The organism is Gilliamella sp. Gris3-2 (assembly GCF_001690345.1).
Classification (GTDB): domain Bacteria; phylum Pseudomonadota; class Gammaproteobacteria; order Enterobacterales; family Orbaceae; genus Gilliamella; species Gilliamella bombi.
In genome coordinates this window covers 38,088-58,434 of record NZ_LZHB01000041.1, presented here as the reverse complement: position 1 = coordinate 58,434, position 20,347 = coordinate 38,088, and the positions used below count along the sequence as shown (strand labels likewise).

The 20,347-nt window shown below is 34.4% G+C and carries 19 protein-coding genes, 1 tRNA gene and 1 pseudogene; 7 read left to right on the top strand and 14 right to left on the bottom strand.

Annotated features, from left to right (window positions below; genetic code table 11):
• Positions 1 to 171: 171 nt before the first annotated feature.
• Entirely contained in the window at positions 172 to 2,001 is a 1,830-nt protein-coding gene (gene recQ, locus A9G32_RS06760) for a DNA helicase RecQ (RefSeq protein WP_065589750.1), read from the bottom strand.
• Between the two features lie 281 nt (positions 2,002 to 2,282).
• On the opposite strand from recQ, the gene A9G32_RS06755 reads away from it, so the two are divergent.
• Both A9G32_RS06755 and cysK read left to right on the top strand, forming a co-directional pair.
• Positions 2,283 to 2,359, top strand: a tRNA-Val gene (locus A9G32_RS06755).
• Positions 2,360 to 2,845: 486 nt separating this feature from the next.
• Positions 2,846 to 3,811 (top strand): cysteine synthase A, encoded by a 966-nt coding sequence (gene cysK / locus A9G32_RS06750; RefSeq protein WP_065589751.1) that lies wholly within the window; start codon positions 2,846 to 2,848, stop codon positions 3,809 to 3,811.
• A 93-nt stretch (positions 3,812 to 3,904) separates the two neighbouring features.
• Here the strand turns inward: cysK and ruvB are convergent, their stop codons facing one another.
• The 6 genes from ruvB to A9G32_RS06720 form a co-directional block, all read right to left on the bottom strand.
• Complete coding sequence (ruvB, locus tag A9G32_RS06745; RefSeq protein ID WP_065589752.1) at positions 3,905 to 4,909, bottom strand: Holliday junction branch migration DNA helicase RuvB; 1,005 nt, start codon at positions 4,907 to 4,909, stop codon at positions 3,905 to 3,907.
• Between the two features lie 13 nt (positions 4,910 to 4,922).
• Complete coding sequence (ruvA, locus tag A9G32_RS06740) at positions 4,923 to 5,531, bottom strand: Holliday junction branch migration protein RuvA (RefSeq protein ID WP_065589753.1); 609 nt, start codon at positions 5,529 to 5,531, stop codon at positions 4,923 to 4,925.
• Positions 5,532 to 5,712: 181 nt separating this feature from the next.
• The gene (locus A9G32_RS06735) at positions 5,713 to 6,051 is read right to left on the bottom strand and encodes a YbaB/EbfC family nucleoid-associated protein (protein WP_065561174.1); all 339 of its coding nucleotides are present in this window, start codon (positions 6,049 to 6,051) and stop codon (positions 5,713 to 5,715) included.
• Between the two features lie 31 nt (positions 6,052 to 6,082).
• Entirely contained in the window at positions 6,083 to 8,290 is a 2,208-nt protein-coding gene (gene dnaX, locus A9G32_RS06730) for a DNA polymerase III subunit gamma/tau (protein WP_065589762.1), read from the bottom strand.
• Positions 8,291 to 8,805: 515 nt separating this feature from the next.
• Complete coding sequence (locus A9G32_RS06725; protein ID WP_065589754.1) at positions 8,806 to 9,261, bottom strand: DNA polymerase III subunit chi; 456 nt, start codon at positions 9,259 to 9,261, stop codon at positions 8,806 to 8,808.
• Positions 9,262 to 9,277: 16 nt separating this feature from the next.
• On the bottom strand, positions 9,278 to 10,756 hold the full coding sequence (locus tag A9G32_RS06720; protein WP_065589755.1) for a leucyl aminopeptidase: 1,479 nt from the start codon (positions 10,754 to 10,756) through the stop codon (positions 9,278 to 9,280).
• 137 nt (positions 10,757 to 10,893) lie between these two features.
• Between A9G32_RS06720 and lptF the strand changes: the two genes are divergently transcribed.
• On the top strand, positions 10,894 to 11,997 hold the full coding sequence (gene lptF / locus A9G32_RS06715) for an LPS export ABC transporter permease LptF (protein ID WP_065589756.1): 1,104 nt from the start codon (positions 10,894 to 10,896) through the stop codon (positions 11,995 to 11,997).
• Positions 11,998 to 12,007: 10 nt separating this feature from the next.
• On the top strand, positions 12,008 to 13,072 hold the full coding sequence (lptG, locus tag A9G32_RS06710) for an LPS export ABC transporter permease LptG (RefSeq protein WP_065589757.1): 1,065 nt from the start codon (positions 12,008 to 12,010) through the stop codon (positions 13,070 to 13,072).
• A 60-nt stretch (positions 13,073 to 13,132) separates the two neighbouring features.
• Here the strand turns inward: lptG and msrB are convergent, their stop codons facing one another.
• The 3 genes from msrB to msrA are packed head-to-tail and all read right to left on the bottom strand — an operon-like array spanning position 13,133 to position 14,695.
• On the bottom strand, positions 13,133 to 13,576 hold the full coding sequence (gene msrB / locus A9G32_RS06705; protein WP_065589763.1) for a peptide-methionine (R)-S-oxide reductase MsrB: 444 nt from the start codon (positions 13,574 to 13,576) through the stop codon (positions 13,133 to 13,135).
• A gap of 48 nt (positions 13,577 to 13,624) precedes the next feature.
• Positions 13,625 to 14,152: a cytochrome b gene (locus A9G32_RS06700; protein ID WP_065589758.1), complete on the bottom strand. Its 528-nt coding sequence runs from the start codon at positions 14,150 to 14,152 to the stop codon at positions 13,625 to 13,627.
• A 15-nt stretch (positions 14,153 to 14,167) separates the two neighbouring features.
• On the bottom strand, positions 14,168 to 14,695 hold the full coding sequence (msrA, locus tag A9G32_RS06695; RefSeq protein ID WP_065589759.1) for a peptide-methionine (S)-S-oxide reductase MsrA: 528 nt from the start codon (positions 14,693 to 14,695) through the stop codon (positions 14,168 to 14,170).
• A gap of 165 nt (positions 14,696 to 14,860) precedes the next feature.
• Between msrA and A9G32_RS06690 the strand changes: the two genes are divergently transcribed.
• Positions 14,861 to 15,133: a DksA/TraR family C4-type zinc finger protein gene (locus A9G32_RS06690; protein WP_065589760.1), complete on the top strand. Its 273-nt coding sequence runs from the start codon at positions 14,861 to 14,863 to the stop codon at positions 15,131 to 15,133.
• Between the two features lie 74 nt (positions 15,134 to 15,207).
• Here A9G32_RS06690 and A9G32_RS06685 read toward each other — a convergent pair whose 3' ends face one another.
• Complete coding sequence (locus A9G32_RS06685) at positions 15,208 to 15,858, bottom strand: DUF421 domain-containing protein (protein ID WP_034912801.1); 651 nt, start codon at positions 15,856 to 15,858, stop codon at positions 15,208 to 15,210.
• Between the two features lie 360 nt (positions 15,859 to 16,218).
• Between A9G32_RS06685 and A9G32_RS06680 the strand changes: the two genes are divergently transcribed.
• Positions 16,219 to 16,620 (top strand): SMI1/KNR4 family protein, encoded by a 402-nt coding sequence (locus A9G32_RS06680; protein WP_065589761.1) that lies wholly within the window; start codon positions 16,219 to 16,221, stop codon positions 16,618 to 16,620.
• Positions 16,621 to 16,885: 265 nt separating this feature from the next.
• Here A9G32_RS06680 and A9G32_RS06675 read toward each other — a convergent pair whose 3' ends face one another.
• Positions 16,886 to 17,623: an IS3 family transposase gene (locus tag A9G32_RS06675; protein WP_065639670.1), complete on the bottom strand. Its 738-nt coding sequence runs from the start codon at positions 17,621 to 17,623 to the stop codon at positions 16,886 to 16,888.
• Here A9G32_RS06675 and A9G32_RS06670 point away from each other — a divergent pair.
• Positions 17,612 to 17,941, top strand: a pseudogene (locus A9G32_RS06670) (IS3 family transposase); the annotation flags it as partial. The gene A9G32_RS06675 and the pseudogene A9G32_RS06670 overlap by 12 nt on opposite strands.
• A gap of 401 nt (positions 17,942 to 18,342) precedes the next feature.
• Here the strand turns inward: A9G32_RS06670 and A9G32_RS06665 are convergent.
• Both A9G32_RS06665 and A9G32_RS06660 read right to left on the bottom strand, forming a co-directional pair.
• The gene (locus A9G32_RS06665; RefSeq protein WP_065590185.1) at positions 18,343 to 19,332 is read right to left on the bottom strand and encodes a protein NO VEIN domain-containing protein; all 990 of its coding nucleotides are present in this window, start codon (positions 19,330 to 19,332) and stop codon (positions 18,343 to 18,345) included.
• An 8-nt stretch (positions 19,333 to 19,340) separates the two neighbouring features.
• Entirely contained in the window at positions 19,341 to 20,345 is a 1,005-nt protein-coding gene (locus A9G32_RS06660; RefSeq protein WP_065590184.1) for a phage integrase, read from the bottom strand.
• Between the last annotated feature and the right edge of the window lie 2 nt (positions 20,346 to 20,347).

Here is a 20,347-nt window from a genome sequence, read left to right as displayed (position 1 = left end):
TAAGTAAGATATTATTTTAATAATTATAAAATTAAAAAAACAGTAGATTATTTATTAATTAGATACAGCAAGAAGGAAACAACACATGAAATGTAGCCATTTGGTATCTTTTGAAAATTACTAGAACCAAACGAGGTAAAAGCTCAAGAAGTATTTTTCAGTATAAAATTGTTACATATTTTTTATCATAAATTCATTTATTTCATCTAAAAACAAGTTACCATATTTTTGTAACTTAATTTTACCCACACCAGTAACGTTAATTAACTGTTTTTTACTTTCAGGTTTAGTCTGAACCATCTCAAGCAATGTTGCATCACTAAAAACAATATAGGGAGGAATATCTTCAGCATCGGCAATACTTTTGCGTAATCTTTTAAGATTATTAAATAAAATACGCTCTTCGTAAGATAGAATTGTTGTTAAATTAATTGCTCTTGCATAGCGATTAATTCTGCTTTTCTTAACAATTTCTAAACGTGGTTTAGCTAATGATAATGATATTTCACCTCTAAGTATTAGACGCGCTTTTTGTGTTAACTGAAGCGTAGTAAAAGCAGATATATTTTGACTTAAATACCCCAAATAAACTAGCTGTCTAATAACACTTAACCAATAATCTGATGAATACTGCTTGCCGATACCATAAACCGATAACTTATCATGACCATTTTCTTTAATTTGAGATCGCCCAGAACCACGTAACACGTCAATAATATATTGAGCACCATAATGCTGTTCTACACGATAAACACAAGATAAAACTTTTTGTGCATCAATTAAACCGTTATAAAGCTCTGGAGGATATAAACAAACATCGCAGTTATTACATGGTTCGGTCCTCTCTTCACCAAAATAATTAAGCAACACAATGCGCCGACAAGTCAAACTTTGTGCAAAAGCCTCCATTGCATTGATCTTTTGTAATTCTATATCTTGATGTTGACCATTCCCTTTTTTAATAACTTGTTGCTGATACCAATTAAGATCTTTACTATTAAATAATAGTATAGCTTCAGCTGGTACACCATCACGACCTGCACGGCCTGTTTCTTGATAATAAGATTCAATCGTTCTTGGGCTATCAGCATGAACAACAAAACGCACATTAGGTTTGTTAATTCCCATACCAAATGCAACGGTAGCTACAATAATTTGCACATTATCTTTTATAAAATCTTCTTGGGCCTGTTGACGTTCATTATTAGTCAACCCAGCATGATAAGCCTTAACAGAAAACCCACGGGAAGCAAGCCTAGTTGTCATATCTTCAACTCTAGAACGGCTTGAACAATAAATAATTCCACTATTACCTTTTTGCGTCTCAATAAAAGAAACAACTTGTTCAAATTGATTAAATTTTTCAACAACTGTATAACGAATATTAGACCGATCAAAGCTTCTTACTACAACCAATGGATTAACCAAATTAAGTTGATGAATAATATCCTTTTGTGTCATTGTGTCTGCTGTTGCAGTCAATGCAACAATAGGGACTTTAGGGAAACGAATAGAAAGTTGTCCTAATTGCCTATAATCAGGCCTAAAATCATGCCCCCATTGAGAAATGCAATGCGCCTCATCAATAGCTATTAATGAAGGAGGATACTCATCAATTAATGAAGAAAAAGAGTAAACACCCAATCTTTCAGGAGAAACGTATAATAGTTTTATTGAATGATCCAAATATTGCTTGATAACTTTTTGTTGTTCTATAGATGATTGTGAGGCATTAAGATAGGCAGCAGCAATACCATTAGCTAATAATTGATCAACCTGATCTTTCATCAAAGAAATTAAGGGTGAAACAACTATTGCTGTTCCTGGTAATAAAACTGCGGGAATTTGATAACATAAAGATTTTCCGCCCCCAGTTGGAATAATTGTTAAAGTATCACGACCATCAATAATAGATTCAATAATTTCTCTTTGTTGATTTCGAAATGACTTGTAACCAAAAACATTTTGTAAAACATCTTCAATATGATCTTTTATTGACATACTAACCTAAACATATAAAATCCGACTTGGGCTAGCGAGTATAGCTAAATTAAAGTAAACAAACCACCATCAATTTTCGAAAACTGGTAATTCAATCCGAAAAATAAAATGTTTTTTAAACAGCTGCATTAAACAATATCTATTGTAATTTTTAGAATTTATTACATATAATGTTAATTCTATAATAAATTTAGTTCAACAGACTAAAAAAAAAGCTATTTTTTTATTTTTTTACTTGATACAAACCGATTTGACAGTTAATATTTACGTGTTTCAAATATACGCCCGTAGCTCAGTTGGTTAGAGCATCACCTTGACATGGTGGGGGTCAGTGGTTCGAGTCCACCCGGGCGTACCATATGATGGTCTATTTAAAATTACCCAAATAAACCAGATTATCATCTATTCAATTAAAATTCAGCTGTATTAAGCCCTAGCCATACCCCCTATTACTGATATGAGAAAAATAGTCAAAATAAACATCGTAAAAAATTACCTAACCTGTACTAATTTATATTTGCTTCATTAATTTATTTTTAGTTTATCATAACAATGACCTTATAAAACTGGTACTAATTAGTGTAGCCGATCCAGAATTTGTTGATTTAAAGTCATATATTTTGTAATAACATATTTTTTAACAAAAATTCAATTTTAGAATCTTGGCGATTACTAACATTTATAAAAAACTCCTACAAACAAAGATCACCTTATAGCTCAAATGAATATCATTATAATAATTAATTAGTACCATCTTTTTAGGTAGTATTTATAATGATAAATATGATTAAGTAATTAGAGAGAGTTTCTCTTGAGCTAATTGAAACTAAAGAAGGACTTTATTATGAGTAAGATTTTTGATGATAATTCACAAACTATTGGGTATACACCATTAGTGAGATTAAAGCATTTTGGTAACGGTAATATTTTAGCCAAAGTTGAGTCTCGCAATCCAAGTTTTAGCGTCAAATGCCGCATTGCCTCAAACATGATTTGGGATGCTGAAAAGCGTGGTTTATTAACTACTGATGTTGAATTAATTGAACCAACAAGTGGTAATACTGGAATTGCACTTGCAGCTGTAGCCGCTGCTCGAGGCTATAAACTAACTTTAACCATGCCTGAAAGCATGAGTATTGAACGCAGAAAGCTACTAAAAGCCTTAGGAGCTAACTTAGTATTAACTGAAGCTGCTAAAGGTATGAAAGGTGCAATCGAAAAAGCAGAGGAAATGATGGCAAGGGATCCTAAAAAGAACCTGATGCTACAACAATTTAGTAATCCTGCTAATCCAGAAATTCACGAAAAAACAACGGGTCCTGAAATTTGGCAAGATACCGATGGTAAAGTCGATATTTTTATTGCTGGAGTAGGAACGGGCGGTACATTTACAGGTGTAACACGTTATATCAAAAAAACGCAGGGTAAAAATATAACTGCTGTTGCCATTGAGCCAACCAACTCACCAGTAATCAGTCAAACACTAGCAGGTGAACCAATTAAGCCGGGACCTCACAAAATTCAAGGTATTGGAGCTGGTTTTATTCCTGCAAATCTTGATTTAAGTTTAATTGATGTGGTGGAAAAAGTATCAAATGAAGAAGCGATCAAAACAGCCCGTAATTTGATGGAAAAAGAAGGTATTTTAGCAGGAATTTCATCTGGTGCCGCCGTTTATGCTGCCGATCGATTAGCAAAATTACCAGAAAATGCTAATAAAACTATTGTAGTCATTTTACCTTCTTCTGGTGAACGCTACTTAAGTACTGACTTATTTAGTGGCATGTTTACTGAAAAAGAGCTCGGTTAAATTCCAAATAGAATTAAACTTGATTAATAAAAAAGCGTGGCTGATCAAATAGCCACGCTTTTTGTTGACATAAACTAGTATAATTTTAACTGTTCAATTATCCTGAATTATCCCAAAATGACGATAAGCATGTGGTGTTGCAATTCTACCACGTGGCGTTCTTTGAATATAACCTTGCTGAATTAAAAAAGGTTCAAGTACATCTTCGATCGTTTCACGCTCTTCACCAATTGCCGCGGCAATGTTATCTAAACCAACAGGGCCACCCATAAATTTTTCTATAATGGCCAGTAATAATTTGCGATCCATATAATCAAAACCTTCATTATCAACATCAAGCATATCTAGCGCTTGAATAGCAATTTTTTTGTCGATAACACCTTTTGATTTTACATCGGCATAATCGCGCACTCGGCGCAAAAGTCGATTTGCAATTCGAGGGGTACCGCGTGAACGTTGGGCAATTAAATGCGCACCTTCGTCTGACAGATCCATGCCCAAAAATTTAGCGCTACGGCTAACAATATATTCCAAATCCCCAACCCGATAAAACTCAAGTCTTTGTACAATACCAAAACGATCTCGCAATGGCGAAGTTAACGACCCTGCACGAGTTGTTGCACCTATTAATGTAAAGGGGGGAAGATCGATTTTGATTGAACGTGCAGCAGGTCCTTCACCAATCATAATATCTAATTGATAATCTTCCATAGCTGGATATAAAATTTCTTCAACTACAGGCGAAAGCCGATGAATCTCATCAATAAACAGCACATCGTTTGGCTCTAGATTAGTTAGCATAGCGGCTAAATCGCCGGCTTTTTCTAAAACAGGGCCTGATGTAGTGCGTAAATTTACATTCATTTCGTTTGCGACAATATTAGCCAATGTAGTTTTTCCAAGCCCTGGAGGACCAAAAATAAGCACATGATCAAGTGCATCACTGCGTTGTTTAGCGGCTTGAATAAATATCTTCATTTGCTCACGAACATGCGGTTGACCAATGTATTCGTCTAAATATTTTGGACGAATTGCACGATCTAATGACTCTTCTTCCTTTTGCGCTTGTGGTGCAATCAAACGATCCGCTTCAATCATAATAAATCTCTATTTACAATGCTGATTTTAAGGCTTCACGAATCAGCGTTTCGCAATCCATATCAGGATTAATTACTTTATTAATAATACGGCTAGCTTCTTGTGGTTTATAACCTAATGCAATTAAAGCTGAAACAGCCTCGCTTTCAATTTGATTAGCTGACTTTTGAACACTATCTACATCAGAAACCAAGCTAACATTTGATGATTGCTCACCAAAATGTTTGAGGCGATCTTTCATCTCAACAATTAATCGTTGTGCAGTTTTATTACCTACGCCTGGCAATTTAACTAGCGTTTTAATTTCACCTTGTTCAACAGCACTAATAAATTGTGCTGCTGACATGCCCGATAAAATGGCTAACGCCAACTTAGGACCAACTCCATTAACTTTAATAAGTTCACGAAACAATTCACGCTCTTGTTCTTGATTAAAACCATATAGGATTTGGGCATCTTCACGCACGGAAAAATGTGTTAACACAATGACCTCTCGTCCATTTTCGGGTAATTCATAAAAACAGGTCATCGGCATAAACACATCGTAACCGATGCCACCGACTTCTATCAAGACTTTAGGTGGTTGCTTTTCAATAATGGTACCACGTAAACGACCAATCACAATATATCCTTAATAATAAAGCATAACAAATAAGCAAATAATAAGGTGTAGTTTACCCGATAGCAAAAAAATAATAAAGAAAAACTGTATAAATAGACAGGCAATAACAAAAAAATATCGCCGACTTGGTACTCAAAGTCGGCAATGCAAAAAGTTTAACTAACTGAATTAATGCATTAACTTAAAACGGCATTTTAAAACCTGGTGGTAATTGCATGCCACCAGTAACCTGAGCCATTCTTTCTTTTTGTGCTTCATCTAAACGGCGAGCCGCATCATTATAAGCCGCAGCAATAAGATCTTCTAACATCTCTTTATCATCATCAGCCATAAGTGATGGATCAATTTCAACGCGCTTACAACTATGAGTACCATTAATGGTGACTTTAACTAAACCAGCACCTGATTCGCCAGTAACTTCTAATTTAGCGATCTCCTCTTGTGCTTGTTGCATTTTAGCTTGCATTTGTTGGGCTTGTTTCATTAAATTGCCCAAACCACCTTTTCCACCTGAAAACATAATAATTCCTCATTAAAAAATATAGTCTGCATTATACAGGACGAATACTGGATTCATCAATCTTAGCATCAAAATATCGACAAATTGTAGCCACTTTTGAATCTTCGGCAATGGCTATCTTCGCCTGCGCAAGTTTTTCTTGGTATAACTCTTCGCGCATTTCAACTGGTGTTTTATAATTTACATCATCAATAATAATATCTACATCAAGCTCTTGGTTACGATGTTTGCATAGCGCTTTTTTTATCTTTATCACATTCGATATCGAATTAATCAAATGCTTAACGGTTGAACGCAAATGCAACACAATCGTTCCACTATCTACTTGTTCAAAAGCTGAATTAGCTACGATTTGCTTAATTAACGGCGGTAAATCTAATTGCTCAATCTCGGCACACCAGGCATCTTTTTGAGCCATTTCGGTAATTAATTTCTTAGTCATTTCAGGAGTTTTATCACCATTTAGTGACTCACGAAAAGCCTTAGTATCGACCAGCAATTCTTCCTTCATTGCAATTAGACCACTGGCTTGCCATCGATAATTTTCAGCGGTAATTTCTTCTTTGCTATTGCCGTTATCGTTGTTATCGATATTGTTTACTGACACAACGCTCTGTTTAATTCGTGTTAATGATTTGTTTATTATTAAATTTTGTGGTTGATTTGCATCAACCGATTCAGACTTTTTTGGATTTTGTTCCTCTTTCATCAACTGCATACGCATTTCTAAAACACTTTTAGTCACCGACGACACATCATCAGGAATCGTTAGATCCGCCGTTACTGGTTTAGCTTTAGATGTTGAAGCTGTTTTTGAAGACAAAACAGTTAAATCGTTTAAGTCGTGGTGCTGACTTTGCTCATTTGTTAATGGCGAACTTACCACTGGTTGTGGTGTATTCTGTTCGGTATGATTAACTGGCTGGCCCACTGTTGCAAGTATAGGATCAGATTGCTGAATTCGAGATTGTTTTTTAGTTTGATTTACAGCCTGATTATTAGCTTCTGCTTGCCTTGATACATTCGCATGCATTACTGCTTGTGATTGCGATTGGGTATTAGGCGGCTCTTTAGTTTGCTTTTGTGTTTGAGTCTGCTTATTGCCTTGAACAGATGCCGAACTAGCCATAACTGGTGGTGTAACAGCATCAAACACCTTTGGCATAAAGGCTAAAGCGCGTAAAAAACTCATCTCGACACCAATTTTTTTATCAGGCGAAAAAGAAAGCTCTTTACGACCCATTAGCAAAATTTGATAAAACAACTGCACATCGTTAGGTGCCATATATTGTGCTAAAAAACGTATGCGCTCTTCATTATCAATATAATCACCCAAAGCAGTTGGCACTACTTGTAATAACGCAATTTGATGCAATAAAGTAATGGTTTCGGCTAACAGATTATCCAAATCAGCGCCCTGTATAGCAGCTGCTTCAATTTGTTGCATTAAGGCATTACCATCACTATTATGTAATGCTTCAACAATTGCAAAAGGAACCGACTTATCAAGTGTACCAAGCATTACCGACACTGATTCTGCATCGACCTTACCGTTACCAAGAGCAATCGCTTGATCGGTTAAACTCAGCGCATCACGCATACTACCATTAGCTGCTTTAGCTAATAACCCAATCGCTTTCGGATCGCTGCTGATTTGCTCTAATTTTAAAATATGTTCAAGTTGCTGGCCAATTAATGTTGTATCTAATACATTTAAATGTAAATGCAAACAACGTGATAAAATAGTTATAGGTAATTTTTGCGGATCTGTAGTTGCCAATAAAAACTTAACATGCTCAGGTGGCTCCTCTAGGGTTTTAAGAAGTGCATTAAAGCTACTGCGCGATAACATATGCACTTCATCAATCAAATAAACCTTAAAGCGCCCTTTAGTTGGTAAATATTGGATGTTATCAAGTATTTCACGAGTGTCTTCGACCTTGGTACGAGATGCGGCATCAATTTCAAGTAAATCAACAAAACGACCTTGTTCAATATCACGACAATTATCACAAACTCCACATGGTGTAGCAGTAATGCCTGTTTCGCAATTCAGCCCTTTTGCTAACAAACGCGCAATTGACGTTTTACCTACTCCTCGAGTGCCTGAAAACAAATAAGCATGATGAACTCGCCCTAGCGAAAGTGCATTAGACAAAATTTTAAGGACATGTTGCTGCCCCACAACCTCAGAAAATGATTTTGGTCGCCATTTGCGTGCCAGAACTTGATAACTCATAATCACCATAACTCATTGCCATTGAATTTGGCACTAATCATATCATAAACTGGCAAAATAGTCTTGATACAGTTCGATGCAATATTAATCAACAAAATTTAGCTTGAGAAAACCTAAATTTGCTATTAAAAAATAAAAGTGTAATAGTGCTAACCTAAACATACCTAACAAATTATAAAATGGAATATATAAGAAAGCACAACGAAAAAAGAGCGTTTTTCTAAACCACCTATATGGCGTTAATAGAGAAACAGATATACTATAAACATAGTTTTGCAAAAGCAAAACAGGTTTTCTACTTTAAAATACCCTTTTCTACAAGATGATTTTAATTTATTGTTTTTCATTAATTTTTACCCATCAATAAAAAAAGGGTTGGCGTGAATTTTGAGTTTTTGGATAATGCACAGATTTCACCATTAAAAAACATTCAGGTATGCTATTGATTTTATTTAATTTTCATGTTAAGTTTTAGAAAAAATAATCAGTGAAGAAATAAAAAAACTTCCCTAATATTATTCACAATTAATTGAAATCGTTTTAAGATTAAATCCTGCCTCTTTATATAACTTGTACCGTTTCCTTGCTAATGACTTTAGCTGCTCATCCACTGGCACAAAATCGATAATATCACGATAAACACCTGCAAATTCAGGAAATTGTTCTTGTAAATTAATAAGTAGCTGACGTGTGCCGCTGCTGCGTTTTTGTGGCCAGCTAATTTCAACAGGTGCTCCCCCTTTCATGCCTTCACCAGCCAAATTATGCGGAACAAAATTGTCGGTTTCGAGTTGCCATAGGTACTCGTCTATTCGTTCTGCTTGACCCTGATCTTGACAAGCAACTTGCACGCGCTGATTGGCGTGCCATGCTTCAACTATTTTTTTGCATGCTAGTTTTTCGTAAAAAAGCACGCCAGACTCGTCGGCTTCTGTTTGGTTTTCAAGTAAATAGAAGATCACTTTTTTCATAAAATCTTAGCTCGATTTATTGATCTAGTAGATATTGAATCAACATGGCAACTGGACGACCCGTTGCTCCTTTTTGCCCACCAGATTTCCACGCTGTGCCAGCAATATCTAGATGTGCCCATTGATATTTTTCGGTAAAACGTGATAAGAAGCATGCCGCAGTAATGGTGCCGCCATCTCGACCACCAGTATTAACAATATCAGCACAGGTTGATTTGATTTGTTCTTGGAATTCACTATCAATCGGTAGCGCCCATGCTTTGTCGCCTGCTTTGTTGGATGATAAGATCAATTGTGCAACTAATTTGTCGTTATTACCCATTACTCCAGTATAGTGATGTCCTAGTGCAACGATACAAGCGCCAGTTAAAGTGGCAATATCAATAACAGTTTTTGGATTGTAACGTTCAACATATGTTAAAGCATCACATAAGACTAAGCGACCTTCAGCATCAGTGTTAATCACTTCAACTGTAGTACCTGACATGGTTGTCAATATGTCGCCAGGACGGTAGCTGTTGCCGTCAGGCATGTTTTCACAACCCGCCATGACTCCAACAACGTTAATAGGTAATTTTAACTCTGCCACAGCCTGCATAACACCATAAACGGTTGCCGCACCGCACATATCGTATTTCATTTCGTCCATGCCTGCAGATGGTTTGATTGATATTCCTCCTGAATCAAAGGTTAGTCCCTTGCCGACTAAAACATACGGCTGGGCTTTTTTATCTTTAGCACCTTTGTATTCAATAATAGTCATGATTGATTCGTTTTGCGAACCCCGCCCTACTGCTAAATAAGCGTTCATGTTTAATTTTGCCAATTCGCTTTCGCCAAGGCAGGTTACTTTTAATGATGAATGCTGTTTGCCTAGTTGTTTACCTTGTTCGGCTAAGTATTTTGCGTTACAAATATTTGACGGCATATTGGCAATTGTTTTTGTTACGGTAATAGCATTAGCAATAATTTGCCCTTGTAACAAGTTATCAGTTAATGCTGATAACGCTTTCTTATTATGAATTAATAATGTCACTTTAGTTAAGCTTGGTACAGGATCTTTAGTCGTTTTAAAATCATCAAACCGATAAGTTATATCGCTAATAATTTGCGGCAATTGTTTGGCTATTTCAAGGCTATTTACTTCATTGAACGCTAATAGATCCCATGCGATATTTTTAATTTTTTTGGCTAGTAGTTCTTTTATTACCGCTTTAATAACGGTTTTAGCTTGAACTGAGTCAAATGTTTTTGCTTTGCCACAACCAACAAATAAAAGTTTTTGTTTTAAATTGTTATTTGGATATAGCAAAGTAGTTTTACCTAGTTCGCAACTTATATCACCTGATTTGATAAGTTGACTAACTAAACCATTGGTTGATTTATCGATATCTTTGACAAAATCAGACTGGTTTTTTCTTGAATCAATTGAAACAACTAAACACTCTGTTTTTTGTTTAGTTATAATAGTACTGTTTTTTATTTGAAATTCCATGGTGCTTCTCGTTTATGAATTAGTGCAGATAATTTATATTCTATCGGTTCATTGTTGGATAGCAACAAAAAGATAACTAAAACGAAACAAATCAGATTATAATAGTCTGGTTTTGTGCCAACAGATAAAGGTAAGATGTGATAATTCGTCGATATTTAGTGAAAGAAACATTGAAAACCCAAGGGGCAATTTTATTTATTTTGTTGCTGATTTTCTTTTCTCAAAAATTAATTAGAATTTTGTCGAGCGCAATCGATGGTTCAATCCCTCGTGAATTAATTATGCCGTTACTAGTTTTAGGCGTATCAAATATGGCCGATCTTATTTTGCCGCTGAGCCTTTTTCTTGGTGTACTTGTTACTTTCGGGCGACTTTATTCTGATAGTGAAATGGTAGCAATGCATGCATGTGGTGTTAAGAAAAACTTAACTTATCAAGTAGTATTTCTTCTATGCATTTTAACTAGTATATTAACCGTAATGAATTCACTCTGGTTTGGTCCTTGGTCTAACGTTAAGCAAGATCAATTGGTTGCTAATGCTAAGATCAATCCTAGTTTAGCTGGATTATTAGCAGGACAATTCCAACAAACGCCAGATGGTAATTCAGTTATTTACATTGGTAATGTGGATAATAACAATTTAGAGAATGTCTTTATTGCTCAAATCAATCCAAAAGCAAATCAACGACCTTCTATTATTATTGCTAATAAAGGTAAGACTGGACACGATAACGAAGGTAACCAAATTATTACACTTGAAAATGCTAATCGTTATGAAGGAACAGCACAATTAAAAGATTTTAGAATTTCAAACTTTCATAATTATTTAGGTATCATAAAACCCAAAGAGTTAAATACTAACGAGGATAACGATAAAATCGATGTTCAGCAATTGGGAATATTAGAGCTTATTAACACTAATACACCTAAAGCTGTTGCGGAATTTTATTGGCGGATAACGCTAATTATTTCAGTACCATTAATGGCCTTTTTAGTTATTCCACTGAGCGTATCAAACCCACGACAAGGACGCCTTGCGCAAGTTTTACCAGCTTTACTGATCTATTTAGTTTACTTTTTATCGGCCAGTTCAATTAAGGCTAATGCTGGTAAAGGTCGGTTAGATCCCGAATTGTGGTTTTATATATTAAATTTAGGATATTTTGTGTTAGCGATAATATTGAATTGTTGGGATAACCTATTTATGCGTAAACTTCGCTTAAAATATTCGGCATCTTAAGGAGCAAAGCGTGTTTTCGATTTTAGATCGTTATATCGGTAAAACTATTTTAAGCACCATTGGTGTTAGTCTTTTTTTACTTATTAGTTTGTCGGGTATCATCCGTTTTATTGATCAGCTTCGAAAAATTAAAGTTGATTATGATGCGTTTTCTGTCGGTATTTATACGCTTTTAATGGCTCCAAAAGATTTAGAAGTATTCTTCCCGATGGCAGCGTTATTGGGTGCATTGATTGGTTTAGGATTGTTAGCATCCCGCAGTGAATTAATTGTAATGGAAACATCTGGCTTTAGTCGTTTCAAAATTGCATTTGCGGTTATGAAAACAGCATTACCACTAGTACTAATTACAATGGCGATTGGTGAATGGGTTGCTCCAGTTAGCGAGCAAACTGCACGCAATATGCGTTCTGAAAAGCTTTATGGTAATTCGTTAATGGCTGAACAAGGCAGTCTTTGGGCTAAAGATGGTAATGATTATGTTTTTATTGGCCATGTAAATAACGATAATTCGATTTCGAATGTTTATATTTATTCAGTTGACCAAAATAAGCTTCAATCCATTACCTATGCTGCTTATGGAGTGTATGAAAATGATACTTGGACATTATCGCAAGTTGAAAAAAATGATCTAACAGTGCCCAATAAAGTAGTTGGTGTAAATACGATATCCATACCTTGGAAAACAAGCATTACTCCTGATAAATTAAATATTGTCGCATTTGATCCTGACTCGTTGTCGGCTTCAGGACTTTATGAATATTCACAATATCTAAAAAACTCTGGGCAAGATTCTAAGTATTATGATTTGCTGTTTTGGAAAAAGATCATTAAACCAATTTCAGTTGCTGTGATGATGTTGTTAGCTTTATCGTTTATTTTTGGTCCATTGCGTAGCGTATCAATGGGGATTCGTGTGGTGATAGGTATCAGCTTTGGCTTTTTATTTTATATTGCCGATAATTTGTTTGCCCAAGTAAGTATTGTTATTGGTATTTACCCTATTATTGGTTCGCTTATAACCAGTTTCGTATTTTTATTGATTAGTTATATTTTATTTAAACGAAAAAACTAGGTTTTTTAAAATTTTATCCTATCATCTGATTTAGATGATAGGATTTTTATATTGTAACGATTATGCTGTCTGTGATTGTTTATCAAACAGGTTTAAATATTGCCCATAACCTGCATCTTCCAGTTCCTCTTTAGGTATAAATCGTAAGGAAGCCGAGTTAATACAATAACGTAATCCACCTAACTCTTTTGGACCATCATTAAAGACATGCCCAAGATGAGAATCAGCTTCCACAGATCGCACTTCAATACGTCGCATACCAAAACTGGTGTCCTTTTTTTCAACAATATTGCTCTTGTTTATCGGTTTAGCAAAACTAGGCCAGCCACATCCTGAATCAAATTTATCTAACGAAGTAAATAACGGCTCGCCAGACACAATATCAACATATATCCCTTCCTCATTATTGGAATTAAATTCGTTTTCGAACGGTGGTTCAGTCCCATTTTTTTGAGTTACGTGATATTGCATAGGTGTTAATATAGACAGTGCTTTTTCTTTCATTGTTTTATTCATAAGTCACCTTTATGTTATTTATTTTAAATAATAGAATTAATTACGACTTAACATTGATTGCAATACTTTATCTTTAATCCAAAAATAATGATATAAGGCGCCAGCTATATGTAAAATAAGTAAAATTGCTAATAAATATGGGCTGAACTTATGCATAATATGAAAAAAATCATAAAACATGTTAGGCATATCAATAGCCGGAATAGAAATGATGCCAAAAAAATTCAGCGACCGACTACTCATTAAGTACCCAGACAGAGGCACAATAATTAAAAAAATGTAAATAAATCCTTGTATGGACTTAGATAAAATACGTTGTAGTTTTTGATTTTTGGGCAAGACATTAGGCACACCTTCGGTTTTAATAATTGTAAAACGCCACAATGTTATTACAAATATCAACACACCAAAAGATTTATGCAATAAATAAATAGTGGACATACCACCCAAATAATGTGACAATGTCACCTTAAATAACACTAATAAAAACGTTAATACAATCAGTATCAATGTTAACCAATGAATCCATTTTTGTTTACTACTATATTGCGGATAGTTTTGCATAATTCAATTGCCTCTTTATTTTTGCCAATGCTGGGCTAAAAACTTTGATCGCCCTGATAATTGATAATATTGATTATAATGCTGGGATTGTTTTGTATAATAATTTTGGTGATAATCCTCAGCTAGGTAAAAGGCAACTGCTGGCTCGATAGCGGCACCTATAGGCTTATTAAACTTCTTACTATCTTGTAATGCTTGTTTAGACGATAATGCTACTTTATGTTGATATTCATTATGATAAAAAATAACAGGACGATAAGAATCACCTCGATCAGCAAATTGCCCTTGTGAATCCGTTGGATCGATTTGTTTCCAAAAAATTTCAAGCAATTTTTTATAACTAATAACTTTTGGATCAAACTTAATTTGTACCGCTTCGATGTGCCCTGTTGTGCCTGAGCAAACTTGCTGATAGGTTGGATTGATAACATTCCCCCCAGTATATCCTGCTACAATACTAATAACCCCTTCATACTGATCAAAGGGTTTAACCATACACCAAAAACAACCACCAGCAAATGTTGCTTGTTCATATTGTTGCATAATAACCTCCCTCTTAATATGTTAAACAATTCTTCTATTTATTGCTTAACTTCAGCATAATCATTAACACTAAAATACACTGCTTTAAATTAGCATACTACTTGAAAATGTTTAAAAAAACACCATATCATTGGTCAACTATTTCAGTTATAGAAGGATTCATTTATGGCAAGTGGATGGGCGTCTGACGATGCCGTTAATCAACAAATCGAAGGCACTATTGCTGATGCCATCGAAAACGCAAGAAGACAACTCAATCACGGTACAATTAGTGCTCATTTTTGTATTGAATGTGGAGAGCCTATTATAGAAGCCAGAAGGTCAGCATTGCCTGGCGTACAATATTGTTTGTCTTGCCAACAAGAAATCGATAAACAATTAGCTAAAACATCAAGTCTATATAATCGTCGTGGCAGCAAAGATAGCCAACTACGTTAATTTGAAGATACATTTTTAACCAATTGAGCTAAAAGATGGGTGGATTATTACCCACCCTAAGATACAAACAATAGTTATTTTTTACCTTCACGAACAGCGTCATAAGGATAAACAATTAATTTATTATCAAACCATTCAGCACAAAAAATATCTTCTAATTTTTCATAACCTTGTTTTGCAATTTCTTGTTTAACCCAATTTTCATCTTTTTTAAGTTGTTCTAAATTGTCATGGCTAATACCGCCATTTTCGATGATTAGCACGGCAATATCTTTATCACCTTTTTTGATAACAGTTAACGAACCATTTAATTCATACCAAACCTCTTTTAACTCATCAAAAGAAGCTATGCCTTGTATATTGACTAAGGTTTCAAAATCCCTTACTGGTAAGTTGGCTTTAACAAAATTATCCGTTATTAAATGCCCATTTTTAACAAGTTGGATTGGTTCGCCATCTATAGCATCGCGTAAACGTGAGTTTTTAGATTTGATAAATCGAATTAAAACAAGTAAGCCAGCCCAAATTGCCACTAATCCAGCCGATTCCCAAGAAGATACTGTCGGACTAAGTAAGGCCCCCCCAACCAACGCACCAATAACCATACTACCAACCTGATCAAGCTGTGACATAGGTGCTATTTGGCTTTTACCCGATAACTTCACATAAACAAGTAAAATAATTAAAGCTAATAAAAATTTTGGTGCCATTTCTAATAAATACATTTCCTTTCTCCAAGCTAAACAAAATATGTTGAACTACAATTCCAAATGCAGAATCAATAGAAACTTCTGTATCGAAACGGGTAATAATTTATGTAAAACTGGTATAATTTTTGTTTGATTAATGATCAATACGGTTCTATTTTCATGACTAAAACAAAGTATGATTATTAATATAATTTATTGATTGTATTTTACTCTAAAATTCACACAAATTATAAGATTATTACTTTGATTGCGATAACTAATTTCTATTATGCAATGTTGTAAATCGGTGTGTTTTAAGTTTGAAATGAAGGTAAAATATTTACCCACAAAAACAATCAAAAAGTATATATTTCCAGTTAAAAAGGATAATAACAAATGCAACTAATAATCGAAGAATCGGAAAAACAATTATCTTTTGAAGAAATTGAAGAATTTAGCAACTATTTTGATAAAGAAATTCCACTTTCATTTATTGATTTTTACATTAAATTTAATGGTGGTTACCCTCCCGAAAACGGTGAACATAATTTCTTTTTATTAGGTGGCTTTAATCCAATAAAATATGGCGATTTAACTATAGAAGATATTTACACTAATTTAATTGATGACTTTTCTAATTTAAAAGATATGATTCCTTTTGCTTATGATGAGGGTGGAAATTGTTTTTTACTTTCATTAAAAAATGAAAATTATGGAGAAATATATATATGGCTGATGGATGAAAAAGAATTAGTTTTAGTATCTGAATCATTTGATAGTTTTATAAATAAGCTGTAGGAATTAATCGCATTGTTTAAAGTAATTAAAAAAATGTTGCAATGAATATACATAAAAACAAAATTAACGCCTTATAAGTTTTCAGTTGAGTATTTTAATCATAAAATATTAGGGCGTGTTGATCTTTCGTGATTATTTTTAGACGGCATGATGTGAGTTATAATAATTCTGCCAAAAACAACCATAACTCGATTCATCATGCCAAGAACAATGCTAACAGATAAATGTAAATACCCCAAACTTAGTACACAACTCACGTAGAAAATCATGCTGCTTGTTTTAGTGTTTTATACTCAATCGGTGTCATGTTATTTAATGCCTCATGCGGTCTTTCGGTATTATAAATCATTAACCATTCTTCGGTTATTCTCCTTGCTTGTGCTAAGTTGTTAAAAAGATATAAATCGAGTACTTCAGTACGATAGGTACGATAGGTACGATTAAATCGTTCAATATAGCCATTTTGATAAGGGCTACCAGGCTGGATATAATCAATGGTTATATTATGTGATTTAGCCCAGTTTATAAAAGTTTTTCCTGTAAATTCTGGCCCATTATCGACCCGTATTTTTAATGGATATCCATGATATTCGGCCAGTTTATCTAAGTAACGGGTAATCCTTCCTGCTGGTAAGCTTACTGCAATATCAATCCCTAACGCCTCACGATTAAAGTCATCGATGACATTGAATGTCCTAAAGCGACGCTGATTACGACTACTGTCACTCATAAAATCCATTGACCAGCATTCACCTTGTTTATTGGGTGCTGATAGCCTTTCTGGGCTTCGTGGAGGAATGCGCTGTTTACGCTTTATCCTGAGATTAAGCTTTAATTCACAATACACCCGATATACCCGTTTATGATTCCATTTATAGCCGAGCTTTTTGATACGATTAAAGCATTTAGGAAAGCCCCAGCGTAAATGCCGGTCTGTGATAGCATTCAACACCGAAACAATCACCGAATCATCCTGTAACTTAGGTTGATTGTACTCATTCATAGTGACCAAGGATGCCAATATTGCAGTGCTGATTTCAAGCAATTATTGTTACAATATGGGCTAAGGCAAAGCATGAGTCGAAGAGGCAACTGCTTTGATAATGCGGTTGTTGAGAGTTTTTTTCATACACTCAAAACACATATTATTCATGACTGTTACTACAAAACGAGGAAGCAGGCTAATAAAGCACTATTTGAATATATTGAAATCTATTATAATCGGATACGCCGTCATTCAGCCAATGGCTGGGTATCACCTGAACAATATGAACAACAATATTACCAAAACGAAAAAATGATAGAGGCGGGCACTGTCTAATATTTTGGCGAGGATCAAATTTTCTTTTGGCTTGGCGTTTTTAATTTGTGTATTAGTAAGAGGCTTAACTATTTTTACCATGTTATACAACTCGATGTTATATTCAAACGTATAACATAATATATAACATAAAAGTTTGAATTTTGCTAAATCAGGATGAACTTAGTTGAACAGTAAATTAACTGGAAAGCTTGTTAGATAAAGGTTTTTTGAACGTTTTTAAACTTACTTGATTCCTGCGATGGTGGCCCCTACTGGACTTGAACCAGTGACCAATCGATTATGAGTTCTTTAAAGCTGTATTTAAAATCAATAACTTATAATTAAATCAAGCGGTTAGAAATACATATATAGACATATTTTACTATATAAGGATATAATCAACCGCCATTTTATCGCCATTATTCTAATGTAACAATAGCTGATATTTTTTCTTCAATTTTAGGTTTTAAATCTATTGTGTTATTTTTATGATGGATAACAACCCATTTTTTATTTTTAATACAAAAATAGCAAATATACAGATTGTAATGTTTATCTGACATAACATTATTAACAATACATAATTTGTAGTTACTATCTTTTTCCATAAAATGTTTATATTCATTGGGTGTGAGTATAATTCGTTTTCCATCACCAAATAATCCTTTGACTTCAATACAAATTGTAGTGTTATTTTTCTTTGCTTCCAGATCCCAGCCTTTATTTTCTTTAGCTACATTATCAACTGTATATCCATTTTTTTTATAATATTGTATTACTCGTTTTTCAGCTTTTTTTTCTGTCTTCTTTTTTAACTCTGGATTAGTGTTAAAAATTCCTTTTTTTGATTTTGTTGACGCAACAAATTTTGTATAGTTGCTAATGAATTCTTTAATTGATTTTATAAAGTCAATACTCTCGTCACTATCGGCATACCAATATTGGGTCCTCCCCATAAAACCTTTTTTAAATCTCGGGCAAATAATATCTCTTTCTTCAAATGGAAGTAGAACGCAATTATCTTCATTAGATTTAAACCAATAACCACTATCACTTTCTAAAAAAGAGAATTCTTGTTTATAACGGTATACCCTAGCATTGTTATACCACCCAACAATAACATTCCCTTTTTTTTCTATAGGATCTCTGGCAACCCATACAACACAGACATCATCTATAAAATCTTTATCTACTTTGTTTACTTTTTCAATTCTTTCTAAATTTAGACTATTAGTTTTTTTATCCACTCGAACGTATCCATAACAATTCCCATTCATTGAATAAAAATTTGTTACTTCCCCACCATACCCATGCTCATTAACGAAAGAACCGCCGCCAATTAAAAGATCGTCATCAGCTTGCCCTTGATAATTCTTCATCCAACCAATATTACAGAACAATATTTTCATAAAATTACCTATTCAATTACATTCAACGGATTCAACCTTACCGCATCTTCAAAATGATCTGGGGCAAAGTGTGCGTAGCGCATGGTCATTTTGATATCGGTGTGGCCGAGTATTTTTTGTAAAACTAAAATATTGCCACCATTCATCATAAAATGGCTGGCAAAAGTGTGGCGTAATACATGAGTTAGTTGTCGATCTGGTAATTCTATTCCTGCACGATCGATTGCTGAACGGAACGCCGAGTAACAGGGGGTAAATAAGCTACCATTCTTTTTGGGAATTTCGTTAAAGAGTTTATCACTAATTGGAATGGTTCGATTACGTTTGCCTTTGGTGTTAATGTAGGTGATTTTACCATCTTTTACTTGAGCACCTTTTAGGCTTTCGGCTTCGCTCCACCTTGCTCCTGTTGCTAGGCAAATTTTAACAATAATGGTTAAATCGGTGGCTGTGCTTTGCCCACAAGATAATAGGAGTTCGTGAATTTGCTCTTTAGTAAGATAAGCCATTTCTTGCTCATCGGTTTTAAATGGGCGTATTCTTTCAAGCGGATTGTTATGTTGCCACTCCCCTAGTCTAATTAACTCATTAAACATGGCTTTAAAATAAGTTAGTTCAAGATTCATTGTACGTGGGGCAACGTTTTTTATTCTATCAGTCCGAAATATTTCGCCATCAATACGCTTTTGACGATAGTTAGTAAATTGTTTGGCTGTAAAATGAGTAGATAATGGATCATTAATGCATTCACAAGCAAATAACATCGCTTTTAGGCGTGTTTGCCCGTCTTTAAGCGTTTGCCCATGTAATGAATACCAACTGTTAATTAAATCCGATAAATGGCGTTTATCAATCTTTTCACCTAACCAAGGCTTTTGGTTAGTTTGCTCTTCTAAATAATTTTCATAAGCAAGCGCCTCGCCTTTGGTAGCAAAGGTCTTACGAACTCTACGACCGCCCTCAAGGTATTTTTCGAATAACCATTTGCCTGATTGTTGTTTTCTAACACTCATAT

Bases quoted from the DNA above. Each gene is read 5' to 3' on its own strand.
- recQ (WP_065589750.1), bottom strand. From the start codon at position 2,001: ATGTCAATAAAAGATCATATTGAAGATGTTTTACAAAATGTTTTTGGT.
- cysK (WP_065589751.1), top strand. From the start codon at position 2,846: ATGAGTAAGATTTTTGATGATAATTCACAAACTATTGGGTATACACCA.
- ruvB (WP_065589752.1), bottom strand. From the start codon at position 4,909: ATGATTGAAGCGGATCGTTTGATTGCACCACAAGCGCAAAAGGAAGAA.
- A9G32_RS06735 (WP_065561174.1), bottom strand. From the start codon at position 6,051: ATGTTTTCAGGTGGAAAAGGTGGTTTGGGCAATTTAATGAAACAAGCC.
- dnaX (WP_065589762.1), bottom strand. From the start codon at position 8,290: ATGAGTTATCAAGTTCTGGCACGCAAATGGCGACCAAAATCATTTTCT.
- A9G32_RS06725 (WP_065589754.1), bottom strand. From the start codon at position 9,261: ATGAAAAAAGTGATCTTCTATTTACTTGAAAACCAAACAGAAGCCGAC.
- A9G32_RS06720 (WP_065589755.1), bottom strand. From the start codon at position 10,756: ATGGAATTTCAAATAAAAAACAGTACTATTATAACTAAACAAAAAACA.
- msrB (WP_065589763.1), bottom strand. From the start codon at position 13,576: ATGAAAGAAAAAGCACTGTCTATATTAACACCTATGCAATATCACGTA.
- A9G32_RS06700 (WP_065589758.1), bottom strand. From the start codon at position 14,152: ATGCAAAACTATCCGCAATATAGTAGTAAACAAAAATGGATTCATTGG.
- msrA (WP_065589759.1), bottom strand. From the start codon at position 14,695: ATGCAACAATATGAACAAGCAACATTTGCTGGTGGTTGTTTTTGGTGT.
- A9G32_RS06690 (WP_065589760.1), top strand. From the start codon at position 14,861: ATGGCAAGTGGATGGGCGTCTGACGATGCCGTTAATCAACAAATCGAA.
- A9G32_RS06685 (WP_034912801.1), bottom strand. From the start codon at position 15,858: ATGTATTTATTAGAAATGGCACCAAAATTTTTATTAGCTTTAATTATT.
- A9G32_RS06680 (WP_065589761.1), top strand. From the start codon at position 16,219: ATGCAACTAATAATCGAAGAATCGGAAAAACAATTATCTTTTGAAGAA.
- A9G32_RS06675 (WP_065639670.1), bottom strand. From the start codon at position 17,623: ATGAATGAGTACAATCAACCTAAGTTACAGGATGATTCGGTGATTGTT.
- A9G32_RS06665 (WP_065590185.1), bottom strand. From the start codon at position 19,332: ATGAAAATATTGTTCTGTAATATTGGTTGGATGAAGAATTATCAAGGG.
- A9G32_RS06660 (WP_065590184.1), bottom strand. From the start codon at position 20,345: ATGAGTGTTAGAAAACAACAATCAGGCAAATGGTTATTCGAAAAATAC.